Raw genomic sequence first — 15,834 nt, 5'->3', positions numbered from 1 at the left:
TTTATTCCTCTGCAATATCAGTTTCAGGTCCCAAATCTGTTACAAGAACCTTATCAATCTGGCGACCGTCAATATCTATAATTTCAAAGATAAATCTTCCGCATTCGTATTTATCTCCTTCATCAGGTATTGTTCCACTGATACTGAGAACAAATCCTGCTAATGTAGTATATTTGTCCGCTTCTTCATCAGGCAACGGATTTTCAAATTCGAATAATCTTTTAAATTTATCAATATGATATCTTCCGTCAATTAACCATGTTCCATCGTCTCTTAATGTAGCTTCAGGTTCATCTTCCTCGTCAATTCCTGGAATGTGTCCTACAATGCCTTCAAGTAAATCGTTTAATGTAATTAAGCCTTCAACACTTCCAAATTCATCAACAACAAGAGACATGTGTACATATTCCTGATTTTCTTTAAATTCTTTAAGCAATTCCAATGTTTCCATGTGTTCAGATACAACTAAAGGCTCTTTTACGATTTTTTCAACGTCAACCTCTTCTCCGCGGAATATTGTTGAGAGAATATCTTTTGCCTGCACAACTCCAATAAATTCGTCAAGTTCTCCTTTAGCTATTGGGAAAATTGATCTTCTGCTTTCAATAATTTTGATTTTGTTTACATCATCGTCATCTTCAAGGTCAATCCAAATAATTTCATTTCTTGGAGTCATTATGCTTCCGACTTTTTGGTCATCAAGCTTAAATACTCTTTTGATAATGTCTTCTTCCTCTTTCTCAATTGTTCCGTCTTTTCTTCCTTCCTTAATCATTAATTCGATTTCTTCTTCTGTAACTACTTCGTCACTTTTATCTTCGATTCTCATTAACCACAAAACGAAACTGCTGGATTTTGCAAGAACATAACTGATGGGCTTTGAAATTTTTGAAAGTATGATTATACTTTTGACAACTTTAAGAGCAACTTTTTCAGGGTCATTTAAAGCAATAACTTTAGGCACGATTTCCCCGAGAACAAGTGTGAGGTATGTGGTTATAATAACAACTAGTGTCACACTAATAATGTCATTATATGGGATAAAGTAGATTAATTCGGAAAGAGGTTCTGCTAAGGTTACTCCACCAAATGCCCCGGTTAGAATACCGATAAGTGAAATTCCAATCTGAACTGTTGATAAAAATTCATTTGGATTTTCATTTAAATTCATTACAATTTGCGCTTTTTTATTTCCTTCGTCTAAATATTTTTGCATTTTCGATTTTCTTATGGATACAACGGCAAGTTCCGCCATTGATAAATATCCGTTAAGAAACATTAGAATTAATATTATAATTATTTCGATTGTTATTGTAATCATTTTTAACAAACCATATTTACTATAAATCACTAGCTAACATAAAGTCAGTGTTTCCATATATTTTATCTTGCATTTCCTGGACTGCTTTTGATGCCTCTTCTCTAGTGGCTACTTTTTTAAATATACGTCGGGATTTAACTTTTAATGTCTTTCCGCACACACATTTGCGTGTAGCTATTCCTTCTTTTGAATATAGTGCCCGTCCACAGTCACAACGAAATATTAAATACATTTTTCTTCCATTTAAAATTAATAATTAATAAATTATATGTAATATTTTTATATAAAAATTTTTATTCATCCGCCAAATATTTTCATAAATAATGGGATGAAAACTTTTGAAGGCAAAATTACTAATGTGGCTATGCTGACACCTAAATTTGTTCCAATAACCACAAGCAATATTCTAAATATATTATTGCTCCACAAATCTCTAAGATTTTCAATATGGGCTAAATTATGAACATCTTTTTGCCTTACTTTTCTAAATTTGGCTTCTACCAAACCTGAAAACCATCCTGCTGCAAGCAGAGGATGTATAATTGTCAAAGGTGCCATCAATCCCCCAACAATTGCAGATTGAATTTTTGAACCGGAAAGAATTGATCCGATAAAACCCATTGCAACGCTGATTATTATAAATTCATATATGTTTCCGGCAATGTTTATCCCATTAAAAAATGCCAGAAAAAATATCACGACAAATGAAATGGGGATTAATGCCAATATTATTTTAAGCCATGGAATGCCTTTTTTTTCACTAATAACTTCTAATTGTTCTAAGTCAGGTAAAGTTTCAGGATTATCAAGATAGTTTTCAATTCCGGGTTTATGTCCTGCTCCAACGACTGCAATGATTTTATCATAAGGTATCTGCATTATTTTCCCTGCAAGATATGCATCTCTTTCATGAACTAAAACTTCATAAACACTTGGAGCTTCGTCTTTAAACATTTCCATCATATCGTCAATGTTTTCGGAATTTTTCAACTCTTCTATGTCAATCTCATCTTCTTCATCATCATCAAAACCCAAAACAGAAGCAATTAATCCATATCCAAATTTGGCTTTTTCTTTAAAGCTCATTTTATTTAAAGCTCTTTGCAATGTGGTATTTATTTCTCTGTCAATTAGGGCGATTGGAATTTTTAAATCCTGACTCGCTTCTATTGCACCAATCATTTCAGAACCTGGTGCAACATCAACTTCAGCTCCAATTTTTGATTGAAAATATCCGAGAAGAGTACTTACTAAAAATAACCCTACTTTATTTTCTTTTATTATTTGAGTAATAGGTACGTGCTCATCTTCTTCAATGCCCATCATCTGTTTTTTCAGTTTTTCGTATCTTCCTCTATCAAGTTCGATAGCAACAATATCAGGATGCTGTTCATAAATGGCATCTTTTACTTCATTAACACTTTCTTCAGATACGTGGGCAGTACCAATTATTGTTAATAATTCTCTTTTCATTAAATAAACACTCTTTGTATAATTATATTTTCATATACTATATAGATAGAAATATATAAACTTAATCTTTTAACAATGTCAACTCTTGATTTTTATAAATCGCAACATTTGATGTGATATTTTTCAGGCTGCATAATTCAACATCATTTTCATAACCCAATTCAATTAATCTTTTACCTGACCTTGAATTTATAAATGATTTTAAGGATTCGGAGGGTCTGCTGGCCAATATTGCAGATTGGGCATATTCACTTAATTCGCAGTCGGGAAGTTCTTGTGTTATCCAGTATAATATTTCTCCTGAAGCTAAAAAATCTTCTATTGCAAATTTTCCTTTAACTCCTGCCATTACTACGTCGATATGGTCTTTGGCTATTTTAACACTTTGTCCCGCCACATATTTTGCATTAATAAGAGATCCCACAAGGACTGTGGAATGCATATTTTCAAGTATTCTGGTGCCGTTGCTTGTTGTTAAAATAAGGGTATTTTTATCGGTTTTGTAATCTTTTATTCTGCTTGGGGAGTTTCCAATGTCAAATCCATCAATTTTTTTACCTCCTCTTTCTCCTGCAACAACGCCATCAAGTTTATCTTTTAGTTTAAAGGCATCTTCTTTTGTAAAACATGGTATTACTTTTTCAAAGATATCTAAAGCCAGCACAATTGTGGAACTGGCTCTTAGCGCATCAACCATTATAGAAACATCATCACTTTCACTTTCTTCAAAACTCAATGTAACTTTCATGAATTAATTTATATTAAGGATTAATATATAATTTATATCATGAAAATAATCACAACACCCATGTGTGAAGAAATTGTTAAATTGGCAGGTATTTCTGATTATATTGTAAATAAACATCCTGATGAAGAAAAAGGGGATTTGGCTATTTTATTATCAGAAAGTAAAGTTGAAATGAATAGTTTTGCCATTAAAATCAATACTCCTTCACAGGTTTTTGAAAGCATAAAAAAAGTTTCTAAAATAGGTCAAAATGAACTGTCTGACGAGGATATAATTGCATTTTTTGATGATTATGAACTGTGCAGAAAATACTTGAATTCTAATTTCAAAAGAGATGTTGATGTTAAGGTATATTCTAATTTTTTAAAAGACATAGTTTTGGATATGGGATTTAATATTGTCTTAAGAGATTTTGATTATGTAATTTATCCTGATTATTTAAAAAATAAAGTCACTGAAAGTGAGAATCTGGTTGAAATTCCTTCCCACAACGGCATTTCTAAAAATCCATTTGAAAAAATCGAAATCAGATATTCCCTTTTAGAAAATTTAATATAACATATGGCGAATATAATTAATATTATATATTTGTATTTAAGTGCATTTTGAGAGTTGTTAATAATGTATGAAACATTAACATTTACCGGCGGAGTTCACAAAAGTGAAGAATTCAAGGAATTAGTTGAAGATTTGGGAGGATTCATTCTTCAGGATAATATTTTACAAATGGAATTGGTTTTAAGTATTGCAGTTCCTTTAGAAGATGTTGATAAAATTGAAAGGAAAGCAGACGAACTTTTAGCAAAAATTTCAGTTGCTCCAATGGCAGGTTCTGAAATAGCTATTGTCTCACCAACACTTGCAAGGCATCATTTGCCTCATGCAGCATGTGACATTTCCGAATATTTGCGCGAATATGGTGCAAAAGATAATATGGTTGGTCTTGCCAGAGGTGATGGTAAGGGAACTTCAGGCATTACCGAGGAGGAAAAAAGACTAATTGAAGAACATGATATTGCCATTTTTGCTTTAGGCAGTTTTGAAAACTGTATTAAAGAAAAATCTTTTTTATATGATGATATCAACATTCCAGTTATTGTAACTGGGGCTCCAGATATTCCTGTTGATGAGCTTCCTGGTGCAGATGCATATGTTGGAGGTTTAGGAAGGATTCCTAGAAGATTGAGAAGAGGTCCTGATATCCGTGCACTTGATAAACTGGTTGAAACTGTTGAAAAGATTCTGACTGATAAGAAACATGAAATGATTCTTGACCCTCCATTGGTACCGTCCATCGTTGTTAAAAATGCAATTGAAAATCAGGTTAGGGAAGTTAAAGACATTTTTTCTCCATATCCTGTAACTTCACAATTAGACGGTGTTCGCGTAAAATTAAATTACGACGAATACGCTGATGTAATAGCAAATGTTGTTGTTGATGGCAAAAAATTATCTGAAATAGCCGAAATAAAAAAATCATTTATGTATGATTATATTTTAGTTAAGATTAACAGTGAGAGTTCTCTTGTTGAGGATTCAAACTAATTCTTTTTTTAAATCAATCTCATTCCAAAGAAGTTTATTGCATCTACCAAATCATTAAACTGTTCCAGTTCTCTTTCTATAACGTTTTCATCAGTTAAATCGATACTCATTTCACCGTCAACACTTAAAGTATCGGGGCCGCGGCCAACAATTCTTTCAACGCCGTCAGCGCTTAAAATTCTTTCAGCATCGAGCTGATGAACAAATGACCGTCCGGGCAAAATCACTGCCTGTTTTATTTCGCTTAAATCAAGTTTTTCTAAATCCTCTTTTGTAATCAAACAGGCTATTTCCTTTTCAACAGCCACAACATTAACGCTGTCTGCTTCTAATTTGTCAAATATTTTGGTAATAAATGGCTCTGCTGTTTTGGACGTAATTATTGTTGCATCACCTGTTACAGGTTTAATAAACTGTAGAAATACTTCATTTTCACTTTTAGATATTGCAAATGGGCCGCCAGTTTCAGGATCGCATAATGGGGTGCCGCTTACCCTGAATTTATATTCTTTATTGATTTCTTTAACAAGTTCTGCAAAGTCTTCGACAGGTTGTGATTCAATTCCTTTAATGATTGGTTCGTTTCCTAAAATCAATCCTTCATTGAAGGTATTTGCAAATCTCATCAACAATATTCCTTTTGCTCCCCATGATTCAAGAGAATTGCAGGTTTCTCGCAATACTTCTCCGTCATTAACTCCTGGAATAATGACGCTAGCACCGAATAATTTCACATTTTCACAAAATGTTTTACATGCCTTAAGTGCCTCTTCAGGGTTTGTATCTTTAACCCATTCTTTTCTAAGTTGGGGGTCTGTTGAAAAAACTGTAAATGATACTTCATTAACTCCATTGTCAATTAGTCTTGTAGCAATTTCGCTGTCGGTTATGCCTTTTCCGCTTGTATATCCTAAATGTGATGAAATCGAAAATTGGTTTAAATTGGCAGTGACAGTTTCAAGATGAGGATAACAGCTAATATCTCCTCCTCCGCTGATGTTTGCAGTAATCTCTCCACTTATTCCGGAATTCATCATTAAAAATGTCTGAACATTGTTTATTACTTCAAAAGGTGTTTTGAATCCTCCTTCTGATTCAGCAACTCCTTTACTGCATCTTTCACATCCGACTTTATTTGGCAGACAATGTGCACAGCCAAAACTTTTAATTTCCTTTACCTTTCTAAAGTAACAGTATTTACAATACCCGTTACAATCCCTTCCGGGTGTCCCTCCAACATCTGCTACAATTTGCATAATTAATTATTTTTATTTTCATTTTATTTATAAATTAACTGTAATTTTTTGGAGGGATTTTTGTATTACTTTCAGTATTATTTATTACTTATAGGCCTTAAAGTAATAATTTTAATTTTGGCTTTATTTTGGATAAAACTGCCTAATTTTTAATATTCTAATTAGATTTTAATTTTAATTTATAATTTTTAAAATTAATTAGTAAATATCTTAATTTTTTTGATAATATTATTTTTAATGAAAATTAAAAAGTATTACTTCCAGATGTATTTTTCTTAAAAAAAACATGTTTTATTATACTTTATATATTTTTCTAAAAGATTTTATAGGTAATCTTTATATTATATCTCTTATAAAATAAAATTTGTATACCATATGGCGGGCTATTGCAATAATTTGCTATATGGCTCAACTCAATTTGGTGAAAAAGTTTACCATTGAGGGTGGTATATTAGTTAAACTCTATTTATTTAGGAGGGAAAAAATGGCAAAGTTTGATGATAAAGTCGATTTATACGACGATAGAGGATCAGTAATTGCATCTGACATACCAATCGAAGCTATTAGTCCATTAAGGAACCCAGCAATTCAAAACATCGTAAAAGGTGTTAAAAGAACTGTTGCAGTAAACTTAGAAGGACTCGAAAAATCTATTAAATCCGCTGCTGTTGGTGGAAGTAAATCAAAAATTTTGGGAAGAGAATTAGATCTCGAGATTGTTGCTAACTCAGGAGCAATCGCAGAAAAAATTAAAGAAAGCATTCAAGTTTCTGAAGGCGACGATACTACCGTAGAACCTATCTCTGGTGGTAAAAGATTATTAGTACAAATACCATCTAAAAGAATTGATGTAGCTGCTGAATACTCTGTAGCTTCCTTATCTACTGCAACCGCTTTAGTACAAGCTGTTATTGATGTTTGCGATGTTAATGTATATGATGCTAACTTCGTAAAAGCTGCAGTATTAGGTAGATACCCACAATCTGTAGATTACATGGGATCTAACATTGCAACCATGTTAGACATTCCACAAAAACTTGAAGGTGCAGGATACGCATTAAGATGTGTAAAAGCAAACGATTTTGCTGCTGCTACTTTGAAAAACACTTTCCAAGCTACCGCATTAGCATCCATTTTCGAACAAACTGCTATGTTTGAAATGGCTGATGCAGTTGGTTCATATGAAAGATTACACTTGTTAGGTTTAGCTTACCAAGGTTTAAACGCTGACAACATGGTATATGATTTAGTTAAAGATAATGCGGCTGAAGGTACTGTTGGTTCTATTGTACAAGGAACTATTGCACGTGCAGAAGCTGATGGCGTAATTGCTCCTCAAAAAGATTTAACTGACTATTCCATCTACAACACTGATGACGCAGCTAAATGGAACGCATATGCTGCTGCTGGTGCTGTTGCAGCAACTATGGTTAACATTGGTGCAGCTCGTGCTGCTCAAGGTATTCCATCCACTTTGTTATACTTCAATGATAACATTGAATTCGCTACTGGTTTACCAGGTCTTGACTATGGTAGAGCAGAAGGTGTAGCTGTAGGATTCTCCTTCTTCAGTCACTCCATTTATGGTGGTGGAGGTCCTGGTCTCTTCAACGGTAACCACGTTGTAACCAGACACAGTAAAGGATTCTGTATTCCTTGTGTAGCTGCTGCTATGTCTTTAGATGCAGGAACACAACTCTTTTCACCAGAAGCAACTTCTGGTTTAATTAAAGAAGTATACAGTCAAGTTGATGAATTTAGAGAACCTATTAACGCTGTTGCAATTGCAGCTGAAGAAATTAAAGGTGACATCTAATTAATTTAAGCAAATCTAATTTGAAGGTTACAAAATGGATATTGAAATATTTCCTCATAGAGTTCTTGGAAGTGACACAACAGAATTGTTGTTAAACGATTTAGAGGCACTCGATGATGTAAGAAGAACTGTTATTCATGGTCCAAGATTTCCAAAAGGTGAAGCTACTCTGCCTGATAAGTATAAAGAGCGTAGAGTTATTACCATAAATGGTGAGGACGTAGTTTTACAAGTTAAAACTGCTAGAATTTTCATAGAATTGACTATGGAATCTACTATTAAAGAAATTGAAGAAATCTGTAAAAAACACATCCCTTATGGCTTTGATATTAATCAGGATAGAATTAATTATATTAGAAAAGAAAGAACAGTTTCTGATAGAATTAAATATGGGGGAGATGATTTGCCAGATGATTTAGTTGGAATGACAGATCAATATTCCAAGTTTGATGACCATGTGAACATTATTAAAAAGGATAACTTAGAGTAATATGATAGGCAGATGTACACACGTAGTTGATTGTAGAGAAGCAAGCGGTATGGGAAAAGGCGGAAGTCTTGCTCAAAGAGGGACTTTTGCTGAATGTGGTGATGACGTATGTGCAGTAGCTATGTCTCCTGGACGCAGACACATTACTAAACCAGTTTGCGAAATCACTTTCGGTTTACGTGAAGCAAATGTTTTAACAAGCACTCTTGTATTGAATGCAGGTGCTGGTGTTCCTCATGACGCTCCAGTTACTGGAGGAACTTTATTTGGAATTACTGATAAAGAAATCGAACAATTAAGTAATTTCAAGTTAATTGTTATTCATTTAGGAGGGGTTGCAAATCACATTATTTACAAAGCAAGATTAATTTTAAGGAATGTTAACAAACCTTGTGTAATCATATGTGAATCACCAGTTGATTGTGAAGATTTTGCTAAAATTGGAGTAAAAACTTCCAAAGTCATGCCTTCAGATGAAGATATTAAAACTCAGGGCACTATCCAAGATATAGTAACAGGAGTTATCCGCGGAGAAACAGTTTCACAGGAAAAATTAGATGAAATTATTAGAAAAGTTAAATTAGCATTAGGAGATGCATAATTATGGCACAAATTTATCCAGGTACTTCTCAGGTTGCTCAAAACAGAAGAAACTTTTGTGATCCAGAATATGAATTAGAAAAGTTAAGAGAAATCTCTGATGAAGACGTAGTAAAAATATTAGGTCACAGAGCTCCAGGTGAAGAATATAAGTCTGTTCACCCACCATTAGACGAAATGGATGAGCCTGATGATGTTGTAAGAGAATTAGTAACCCCTATTGACGGTGCAAAAGCAGGGGACAGGATTAGATACATCCAATTTGTAGACTCTATGTACTTCGCTCCAGCTCAACCTTTCTTAAGAGCAAGATCTTACTTATGTAGATTTAGAGGAATCGATACTGGTACATTATCCGGAAGACAAGTAATCGAAGCAAGAGAAAGAGATATCGAAAGATTATCCAAATACCTCTTAGAAACCGAATACTTCGATACTGCAAGAACCGGTATTAGAGGTGCAGGTGTACACGGTCACTCTTTAAGATTAGACGAAAACGGTTTAATGTTTGATATGCTCAGAAGACAAGTATTCAATAAAGAAACTGGTAATGTTGAAATGGTAAAAGACCAAATTGGTAAAGAATTAGATGAACCAGTAGTCTTAGGTGAACCATTAGACGAAGAAACATTAAAACAAAAAACCACTATTTATAGAATAGATGGTGAAGCATACAGAGATGATGTAGACGCTGTTGAAGTATGTCAAAGAATTCACGTTTCTAGATCATTCGGTGCATATGATCCAAACGCAGGATGGTAATTAACATGGCTGATAAAAAATTTTTAGATGCAATGAAACAAAAATTCAGTGAAGACCCAACCGAAAAGTCCACCCAATTTTATAACATGGGCGGTTGGACTCAATCTGAAAGAAAAACTGCATTTGTAAATGAGGGTAAAGAAATCGCTGAGAAAAGAGGAATTCCAATGTACAACCCAGACATTGGTACTCCTTTAGGTCAAAGAGCTTTAATGTCTTACCAATTATCTACTACTGATACTTTTGTTGAAGGTGATGATTTACACTTCATCAACAACGCAGCTATCCAACAAGCTTGGGATGACGTTAGAAGAACTGTAATTGTAGGTTTAAACACTGCTCACAACGTTCTTGAAAAAAGATTAGGTATTGAAGTAACTCCTGAAACTATTACAAACTACTTAGAAATTGTTAACCACGCTATGCCTGGTGCAGCAGTAGTTCAAGAACACATGGTAGAAACTGACCCATTAGTCGTACAAGACTCCTATGTAAAAGTTTTCACCGGTGACGATGAATTAGCTGATGAAATTGATTCTGCATTTGTATTAGACATTAACAAAGAGTTCCCAGAAGAACAAGCTGAAGCTTTAAAAGCTGAAGTAGGTGGAGCTGTATGGCAAGCTGTTAGAATCCCTTCCATTGTAGGAAGAGTTTGTGACGGTGGTACAACTTCCAGATGGTCCGCTATGCAAATTGGTATGTCAATGATTTCCGCATACAACCAATGTGCTGGTGAAGGAGCAACTGGTGACTTCGCATACGCATCTAAACACGCAGAAGTTGTTCACATGGGTACTTACTTACCTGTAAGAAGAGCAAGAGCAGAAAACGAACTTGGTGGAGTTCCATTTGGATTCATGGCAGATATCTGTCAAGGTTCCAGAGCTTACCCTGATGACCCTGTAAGATCAACCTTAGAAGTAGTAGCTTTAGGTGCTGCTTTATACGACCAAATCTGGTTAGGTTCTTACATGTCTGGTGGTGTAGGTTTCACTCAATATGCTACCGCAGCATACACTGATAACGTATTAGATGACTTTACCTACTATGGTAAAGACTATGTCGAAGACAAATTCGGCGACTTATGTTCAGCACCTAATGACATGGACACCGTTCTTGATGTAGGTACTGAAGTTGCATTCTATGCATTAGAACAATATGAAGAATACCCAGCATTACTCGAAACTCACTTCGGTGGATCTCAAAGAGCTTCTGTTATTTCCGCAGCAGCTGGTTGTTCAACTGCATTCGCTACTGGTAATGCACAAACTGGTTTAAGCGCATGGTACTTATCCATGTACTTACACAAAGAACAACACTCCAGATTAGGATTCTACGGTTTCGATTTACAAGACCAATGTGGTGCTGCTAATGTATTCTCCATCAGAAATGATGAAGGTTTACCACTCGAAATGAGAGGACCAAACTATCCTAACTATGCAATGAACGTAGGTCACCAAGGTGAATACGCAGGTATTGCACAAGCACCTCACTCCGCTCGTGGAGACGCTTGGGCTTTCAACCCATTAGTAAAAATCGCATTTGCTGACAAAAACTTAGCTTTCGACTTCAGTCAAGTACGTGCTGAATTTGCTAAAGGTGCATTAAGAGAATTCGAACCTGCTGGTGAGAGAACTGTCATTACTCCGGCAAAATAGATAGATAAACACGTAGATAGGTGTCTTTTCACCTATCTATTATTTTATATAAATTTCTATTCTTGAATTAAAATTCCCAAAAACATTTATATTAATGATTTAAGAATATATCATATTAGTAAAATTATAAGTTTGACGCGATTTTTGTAAGGAACAAAAATCAATTATTTCACGTTTATTAAATGATCAATTTAATAAAAATATGGAGGAAAAAAATTATGGACCCTGTAACATTAGGTGTAGTTGCATTAATGGGTGCAGTTGCTACTATCGGAGGGGCTGCAGAGGACTTAGAATCTGATATCGGTTCTCAAAGTAACCCTAACTCCCAAGTTCAACTTGCTCCACAAATGGGACATTTACATCGTATGATAAACAAGGCGGCTTCTGGTGAACCAGTCGCTTATGGTGTTTGGTGTGGTGTTGCTGGTGCTATTGCATACATAGTAATGTCTTTAGGTATGTTGCCTATCGTAGCTATCGCAATGGGTGCTTGTGTCGCTGCTTTTGTTCACGCTATTTATACTGTTACATCCCACATGGGAAGGATTGTTGGACAATCTCAATTTGAACAACCATTATTTATGGATGTATTAACTCAATCTTTAGGACCTATCGTAGGTCACGGATTTATAACTAGTTTTTGTATTGTTGGAATTTCTTATTTAATGACTATTCCAATTAATGGTGCTGCATTACATGTATTCCCATTACCTCTCTTAGCAATGCTCTGGGGTATTGCTCTTGGTGCTATCGGTTCTTCAACCGGGGATGTTCACTATGGTGCAGAAAGCGAATATCAAAAATTCGAATTTGGTGGAGGAACTCCTGTAGCTATTCAAGGAGATATTGTTACTAAAGCTCCAATGGGTGCTAAAAACTCTATGGATGTTGTAAACTTCTGTGCTAAATTTGGTGGACCAATTACTGGTTTCTGTTTCGGTCTTGTTGTATTCTTTAGTTTCTGGAATACAGTTGTTTTCGGAATATATGGTGGTATTGTTGTAGGTATTATCATTGTTATCTTATTAGTTATTATGGATAACTATTTAGAAGTATTTGCAAGAAACCAATTTGGGCCATATGAGGAAGAATAAGGAGGTTTCGATTATGGATCCAATTAGTTTAATTTTATTCATCGCAATAGGCGGTATTATGATTGGTGCAGGTGTGCACTTTATTCCTGTAGGAGGAGCTCCTGCAGCTATGGCTACAGCTACTGGTGTAGGTACCGGTACTGCTATGTTAGCTGCTGGTGCAGGTTTGACAGGTCTTATTACTGCTGCAACTATGACCGGTCAACCATTCTATATAATTGGTATTGGTGGAGCAATAGGTGCTATGATTATGATGGGTATTACCATGTTCATTGCTAACTTAATCTACATATTTGGTGTAGGTGTAGTTCCTGCAGCATCCAAAGTGCCTGTTGACTGGATTACTAAACGTAATCAAGAAGCATACAAAACCCCTGGTACTGAAGGTCACGGTGTACCAGTTACTTCATTCATAAGTGGTCTTATTGGTGGACTTCTTGGTGGTTTTGGTGGTGGATTAGTATACTATGGTATCAACACTGCTATTACTGAAAGTACTTTCGTAACTGACCCTGCTATCAGTGTCGGTTTAGCAGCTATTATTGGTGTAGGTGTTTTCTTCATCAACGCGGTAATTGCTTCCTATAACATCGGAGGTACTATTGAAGGTATGCACGATCCGAAATTCAAAAGAATTGGAACTGGTGCTCTTGCATGTGCAATCGCATCTATCGTTGTAGCAATCTTTTGTATTATTTTAACTGGAGGTATCTAAATGTCTGCTGGTGGAAGTGCAGATGGTGCAGCTGCAGGTGCAGTTAGCTCAGTGCATTTATTAATTTTAGGTGTTGTTGGTGGATTACTCGGTATTTATTTAACCGGTTTCTTAGGTGATGTTCTCGGATCATTATTTGGTGGTCTTGGTGCTGTATGTGCTATCGTCTGGGGAGCAGATGCTATTCGTAGAGTAGCAAGTTACGGTTTAGGTACTGGTGTGCCATCTATCGGTTATATGTCTTTATCTGTTGGGGTTATTGCAGCTCTTGCAGGTATTAGTTTAGCTACTATTTTAAACATTGCTTTAATCGGACCTATCGCAACTTTATTAGTTGCTGTTATTATTGGTGCTATTATTGCTATTATTGCTACTAAAATTGTAGGTATGAAAATCCCTATTATGCTTCAGTGTACCATTGAAATTGCTGGTGCTGCTGCTTTATCTGTTTTAGGTTTCTCTGCTGCAATTACTGGTAGTTACGAAATGGCTGCTATTTATGAAAATGTTGTTGCAACTGGTTTTATTGCTGTATTATTTATTATGTGTACTATGGCTATCCAACACCCATTCAACGCATGTTTAGGACCTAACGAAGATCAAGTAAGAACTCTTAAATGTGCAGTATCCACTGCATTTTTAGCAATGACTGTTACTGGTCTTATGTCTATCACTACTGGTGGATTAGGTTGGTTTGTTGTATTCATCGTTGGTTTAATAGGTTGGATTATTTCATTTAGAGCATTTGTATTAGCTTCAATGAATGACGCAGCATCAACCAAATGGGCTGGATTATGGCCTAAAGTTGAAAATTAGATTTGGAGGAATAAAATATGGCTCAAATGTTACCTATGGTACAAGTCGTACCTGAAATGAATTTCGCATATGACCCTATAACTGGGGTTATCGGATCATCTTTAGGTTCAGGAGTTGTTCTCCTATCTATGGATGAAGTAAACGAACAAGTGGCAAAAGTCGAATTGGCTGCTGATGAATTAATGGCTTCTTTAGACCCTTACACAAGTCCTGTGGGATCTTACCCTGGAAGGGAAGGTTCTTTTGTCGTTGCCGGATTACTTACAAACATTGTGTATGGTTTCTTATTAGCATCATTCATTATATTTGCTGCATTACCAATCTTAACCGCAATGGGGGTTTTATAGATGGCTGATAAAAAAGCTCCTGCAGATGGCTGGCCGGTTATTAGTGGGGATTACATTGTAGGTGATCCTGAAAGTCCTGTTGCAGTAACAACATTGGCTTCTCACATTGAAGCTGACCTTTCTGGAGCAGCTATTGCAGGTCCATGTAAAACAGAAAACTTAGGAATAGAAAAAGTTGTTGCAAATATTATTTCAAATCCTAATATTCGTTTCTTAATATTAGCTGGTGCTGAAGTGCAAGGTCACATCACTGGTCAAAGTTTCCAGGCTTTATATGAAAACGGTGCTGACCCTGATAAAAAGAAAATCATCGGAGCAACCGGTGCTATTCCTTTCGTAGAAAATGTTCCACTCGAGGGTGTTGAAAGATTCCAACAACAATTAGAAATCATCGATTTAATCGACACTGAAGATATCGGAGCAATTCAATCAAAAATTAATGAATGTGTAGAAAAAGATCCAGGTGCTTTTGAAGAAGAAGCTATGATTATTTCTGTTGACGATGACGACGGGGATGAAGATGAAGGAGAAGCAATTAGAGTTGTTTCCGCTGAAACTGGTCTCATCGAAGCAAGAATCAGAGATATCAACACCAAAATTGATATGGTTGGAGCTATTCAAAGAAATATGGCTGGTAATTATGCTGGTAAAGTTCAAGGTATAATGATCGGGTTGGCTTTTACTTTAATCATTGGAGTTTTATTCTTGATGTTCTAAGGAGGATTAATTATGGTACAAATTTCAAATAAACCAAATATAGGCGGAATGAAAACTGCAGCTGATGATGCTGAATACAGTTCAAAACTCCTTGCAAGAGAAGGTAAATTATTCGCTGGTTTACTCGCAACCAGATTTAAAGGATTTGCTATCGGTACTTGCATAGCATTACTTTTAATCGTAATTATTCCTTTCATTGCAAAAGCAGCAGGATTATAGAGGTGTTATTATGAGTGAAGAAAATTCAATACCTCAAGTAATGGTTACCTCAGAGGAATTCAATAGTGTCGTTGCTAAATTAGATGATGCAGAAGAAAAAGTTGATTTCACTGTTGGGGAATACTATCAACGTTTAGGCCAGCAAACCGGTAGGGATGTTGGTATTTTATACGGTATTATACTTGGATTAATTATTTTGGTTGTAGCTATTAAATTTGGCGTAGCTGCAATGTTATCTACCTTATTATAGG

At 35.3% G+C, this 15,834-nt stretch carries 19 protein-coding genes; 14 read left to right on the top strand and 5 right to left on the bottom strand.

Annotated features, from left to right (window positions below; all coding sequences use genetic code 11):
- Position 1: 1 nt before the first annotated feature.
- From Q4Q16_RS04895 to comB, 4 genes are all read right to left on the bottom strand, one after another.
- Positions 2-1,321 carry a hemolysin family protein gene (locus Q4Q16_RS04895; protein WP_303346603.1) on the bottom strand — a complete coding sequence of 440 codons (1,320 nt, stop codon included), beginning with the start codon at positions 1,319-1,321 and terminating at the stop codon, positions 2-4.
- A 19-nt stretch (positions 1,322-1,340) separates the two neighbouring features.
- Positions 1,341-1,553 carry a DUF1922 domain-containing protein gene (locus Q4Q16_RS04890; RefSeq protein ID WP_303346602.1) on the bottom strand — a complete coding sequence of 71 codons (213 nt, stop codon included), beginning with the start codon at positions 1,551-1,553 and terminating at the stop codon, positions 1,341-1,343.
- Between the two features lie 65 nt (positions 1,554-1,618).
- Positions 1,619-2,794, bottom strand: a complete 1,176-nt coding sequence (locus Q4Q16_RS04885; RefSeq protein WP_303346601.1) for a TraB/GumN family protein — start codon at positions 2,792-2,794, stop codon at positions 1,619-1,621.
- 61 nt (positions 2,795-2,855) lie between these two features.
- Entirely contained in the window at positions 2,856-3,542 is a 687-nt protein-coding gene (comB, locus tag Q4Q16_RS04880) for a 2-phosphosulfolactate phosphatase (protein WP_303346600.1), read from the bottom strand.
- A gap of 60 nt (positions 3,543-3,602) precedes the next feature.
- Between comB and Q4Q16_RS04875 the strand changes: the two genes are divergently transcribed.
- Together Q4Q16_RS04875 and Q4Q16_RS04870 are read left to right on the top strand one after the other, a co-directional pair.
- Positions 3,603-4,100: a hypothetical protein gene (locus tag Q4Q16_RS04875; protein ID WP_303346599.1), complete on the top strand. Its 498-nt coding sequence runs from the start codon at positions 3,603-3,605 to the stop codon at positions 4,098-4,100.
- A gap of 63 nt (positions 4,101-4,163) precedes the next feature.
- Positions 4,164-5,087, top strand: coding sequence for a methanogenesis marker 7 protein (locus Q4Q16_RS04870; RefSeq protein WP_303346598.1), 924 nt, complete (start codon positions 4,164-4,166; stop codon positions 5,085-5,087).
- 8 nt (positions 5,088-5,095) lie between these two features.
- Here Q4Q16_RS04870 and mmp10 read toward each other — a convergent pair whose 3' ends face one another.
- Positions 5,096-6,343: a methyl coenzyme M reductase-arginine methyltransferase Mmp10 gene (gene mmp10 / locus Q4Q16_RS04865; RefSeq protein WP_303346597.1), complete on the bottom strand. Its 1,248-nt coding sequence runs from the start codon at positions 6,341-6,343 to the stop codon at positions 5,096-5,098.
- Between the two features lie 484 nt (positions 6,344-6,827).
- Between mmp10 and mcrB the strand changes: the two genes are divergently transcribed.
- The 12 genes from mcrB (at position 6,828) to mtrG (ending at position 15,833) form a co-directional block, all read left to right on the top strand.
- Positions 6,828-8,159 carry a coenzyme-B sulfoethylthiotransferase subunit beta gene (mcrB, locus tag Q4Q16_RS04860; protein ID WP_303346596.1) on the top strand — a complete coding sequence of 444 codons (1,332 nt, stop codon included), beginning with the start codon at positions 6,828-6,830 and terminating at the stop codon, positions 8,157-8,159.
- 34 nt (positions 8,160-8,193) lie between these two features.
- Positions 8,194-8,649, top strand: a complete 456-nt coding sequence (gene mcrD, locus Q4Q16_RS04855; RefSeq protein WP_303346595.1) for a methyl-coenzyme M reductase operon protein D — start codon at positions 8,194-8,196, stop codon at positions 8,647-8,649.
- 1 nt (position 8,650) lies between these two features.
- A complete protein-coding gene (gene mcrC, locus Q4Q16_RS04850; protein WP_303346594.1) occupies positions 8,651-9,250 on the top strand; it encodes a methyl-coenzyme M reductase I operon protein C in 600 nt (199 codons plus the stop codon).
- A gap of 2 nt (positions 9,251-9,252) precedes the next feature.
- Positions 9,253-10,011: a coenzyme-B sulfoethylthiotransferase subunit gamma gene (mcrG, locus tag Q4Q16_RS04845; RefSeq protein ID WP_303346593.1), complete on the top strand. Its 759-nt coding sequence runs from the start codon at positions 9,253-9,255 to the stop codon at positions 10,009-10,011.
- A gap of 5 nt (positions 10,012-10,016) precedes the next feature.
- On the top strand, positions 10,017-11,672 hold the full coding sequence (gene mcrA, locus Q4Q16_RS04840; protein ID WP_303346592.1) for a coenzyme-B sulfoethylthiotransferase subunit alpha: 1,656 nt from the start codon (positions 10,017-10,019) through the stop codon (positions 11,670-11,672).
- Positions 11,673-11,854: 182 nt separating this feature from the next.
- Positions 11,855-12,769, top strand: a complete 915-nt coding sequence (gene mtrE / locus Q4Q16_RS04835; protein WP_303346591.1) for a tetrahydromethanopterin S-methyltransferase subunit E — start codon at positions 11,855-11,857, stop codon at positions 12,767-12,769.
- A 13-nt stretch (positions 12,770-12,782) separates the two neighbouring features.
- Entirely contained in the window at positions 12,783-13,484 is a 702-nt protein-coding gene (gene mtrD / locus Q4Q16_RS04830; protein WP_303346590.1) for a tetrahydromethanopterin S-methyltransferase subunit D, read from the top strand.
- Positions 13,485-14,300, top strand: a complete 816-nt coding sequence (mtrC, locus tag Q4Q16_RS04825; protein WP_303346589.1) for a tetrahydromethanopterin S-methyltransferase subunit MtrC — start codon at positions 13,485-13,487, stop codon at positions 14,298-14,300.
- Positions 14,301-14,317: 17 nt separating this feature from the next.
- A complete protein-coding gene (locus Q4Q16_RS04820) occupies positions 14,318-14,647 on the top strand; it encodes a tetrahydromethanopterin S-methyltransferase subunit B (protein WP_303346588.1) in 330 nt (109 codons plus the stop codon).
- Entirely contained in the window at positions 14,648-15,364 is a 717-nt protein-coding gene (mtrA, locus tag Q4Q16_RS04815; RefSeq protein ID WP_303346587.1) for a tetrahydromethanopterin S-methyltransferase subunit A, read from the top strand.
- A gap of 12 nt (positions 15,365-15,376) precedes the next feature.
- Complete coding sequence (locus tag Q4Q16_RS04810; RefSeq protein WP_303346586.1) at positions 15,377-15,583, top strand: tetrahydromethanopterin S-methyltransferase subunit F; 207 nt, start codon at positions 15,377-15,379, stop codon at positions 15,581-15,583.
- 10 nt (positions 15,584-15,593) lie between these two features.
- The gene (gene mtrG / locus Q4Q16_RS04805) at positions 15,594-15,833 is read left to right on the top strand and encodes a tetrahydromethanopterin S-methyltransferase subunit MtrG (protein ID WP_303346585.1); all 240 of its coding nucleotides are present in this window, start codon (positions 15,594-15,596) and stop codon (positions 15,831-15,833) included.
- Position 15,834 lies beyond the last annotated feature (1 nt).

Origin of the sequence: Methanobrevibacter sp., assembly GCF_030539875.1 — an archaeon.
GTDB lineage: Archaea > Methanobacteriota > Methanobacteria > Methanobacteriales > Methanobacteriaceae > Methanocatella.
Note: the sequence above shows the minus strand (reverse complement) of the source record. Positions and strands in the feature narration are given on the sequence as shown.

Bases quoted from the DNA above. Each gene is read 5' to 3' on its own strand.
- Q4Q16_RS04820 (WP_303346588.1), top strand. From the start codon at position 14,318: ATGGCTCAAATGTTACCTATGGTACAAGTCGTACCTGAAATGAATTTC.
- mcrA (WP_303346592.1), top strand. From the start codon at position 10,017: ATGGCTGATAAAAAATTTTTAGATGCAATGAAACAAAAATTCAGTGAA.
- Q4Q16_RS04870 (WP_303346598.1), top strand. From the start codon at position 4,164: ATGTATGAAACATTAACATTTACCGGCGGAGTTCACAAAAGTGAAGAA.
- mcrB (WP_303346596.1), top strand. From the start codon at position 6,828: ATGGCAAAGTTTGATGATAAAGTCGATTTATACGACGATAGAGGATCA.
- mtrC (WP_303346589.1), top strand. From the start codon at position 13,485: ATGTCTGCTGGTGGAAGTGCAGATGGTGCAGCTGCAGGTGCAGTTAGC.
- comB (WP_303346600.1), bottom strand. From the start codon at position 3,542: ATGAAAGTTACATTGAGTTTTGAAGAAAGTGAAAGTGATGATGTTTCT.
- Q4Q16_RS04810 (WP_303346586.1), top strand. From the start codon at position 15,377: ATGGTACAAATTTCAAATAAACCAAATATAGGCGGAATGAAAACTGCA.
- Q4Q16_RS04895 (WP_303346603.1), bottom strand. From the start codon at position 1,321: ATGATTACAATAACAATCGAAATAATTATAATATTAATTCTAATGTTT.
- mtrD (WP_303346590.1), top strand. From the start codon at position 12,783: ATGGATCCAATTAGTTTAATTTTATTCATCGCAATAGGCGGTATTATG.
- Q4Q16_RS04890 (WP_303346602.1), bottom strand. From the start codon at position 1,553: ATGTATTTAATATTTCGTTGTGACTGTGGACGGGCACTATATTCAAAA.
- mcrD (WP_303346595.1), top strand. From the start codon at position 8,194: ATGGATATTGAAATATTTCCTCATAGAGTTCTTGGAAGTGACACAACA.
- Q4Q16_RS04885 (WP_303346601.1), bottom strand. From the start codon at position 2,794: ATGAAAAGAGAATTATTAACAATAATTGGTACTGCCCACGTATCTGAA.
- mmp10 (WP_303346597.1), bottom strand. From the start codon at position 6,343: ATGCAAATTGTAGCAGATGTTGGAGGGACACCCGGAAGGGATTGTAAC.
- mtrA (WP_303346587.1), top strand. From the start codon at position 14,648: ATGGCTGATAAAAAAGCTCCTGCAGATGGCTGGCCGGTTATTAGTGGG.
- mtrE (WP_303346591.1), top strand. From the start codon at position 11,855: ATGATCAATTTAATAAAAATATGGAGGAAAAAAATTATGGACCCTGTA.
- mcrG (WP_303346593.1), top strand. From the start codon at position 9,253: ATGGCACAAATTTATCCAGGTACTTCTCAGGTTGCTCAAAACAGAAGA.
- mtrG (WP_303346585.1), top strand. From the start codon at position 15,594: ATGAGTGAAGAAAATTCAATACCTCAAGTAATGGTTACCTCAGAGGAA.
- Q4Q16_RS04875 (WP_303346599.1), top strand. From the start codon at position 3,603: ATGTGTGAAGAAATTGTTAAATTGGCAGGTATTTCTGATTATATTGTA.
- mcrC (WP_303346594.1), top strand. From the start codon at position 8,651: ATGATAGGCAGATGTACACACGTAGTTGATTGTAGAGAAGCAAGCGGT.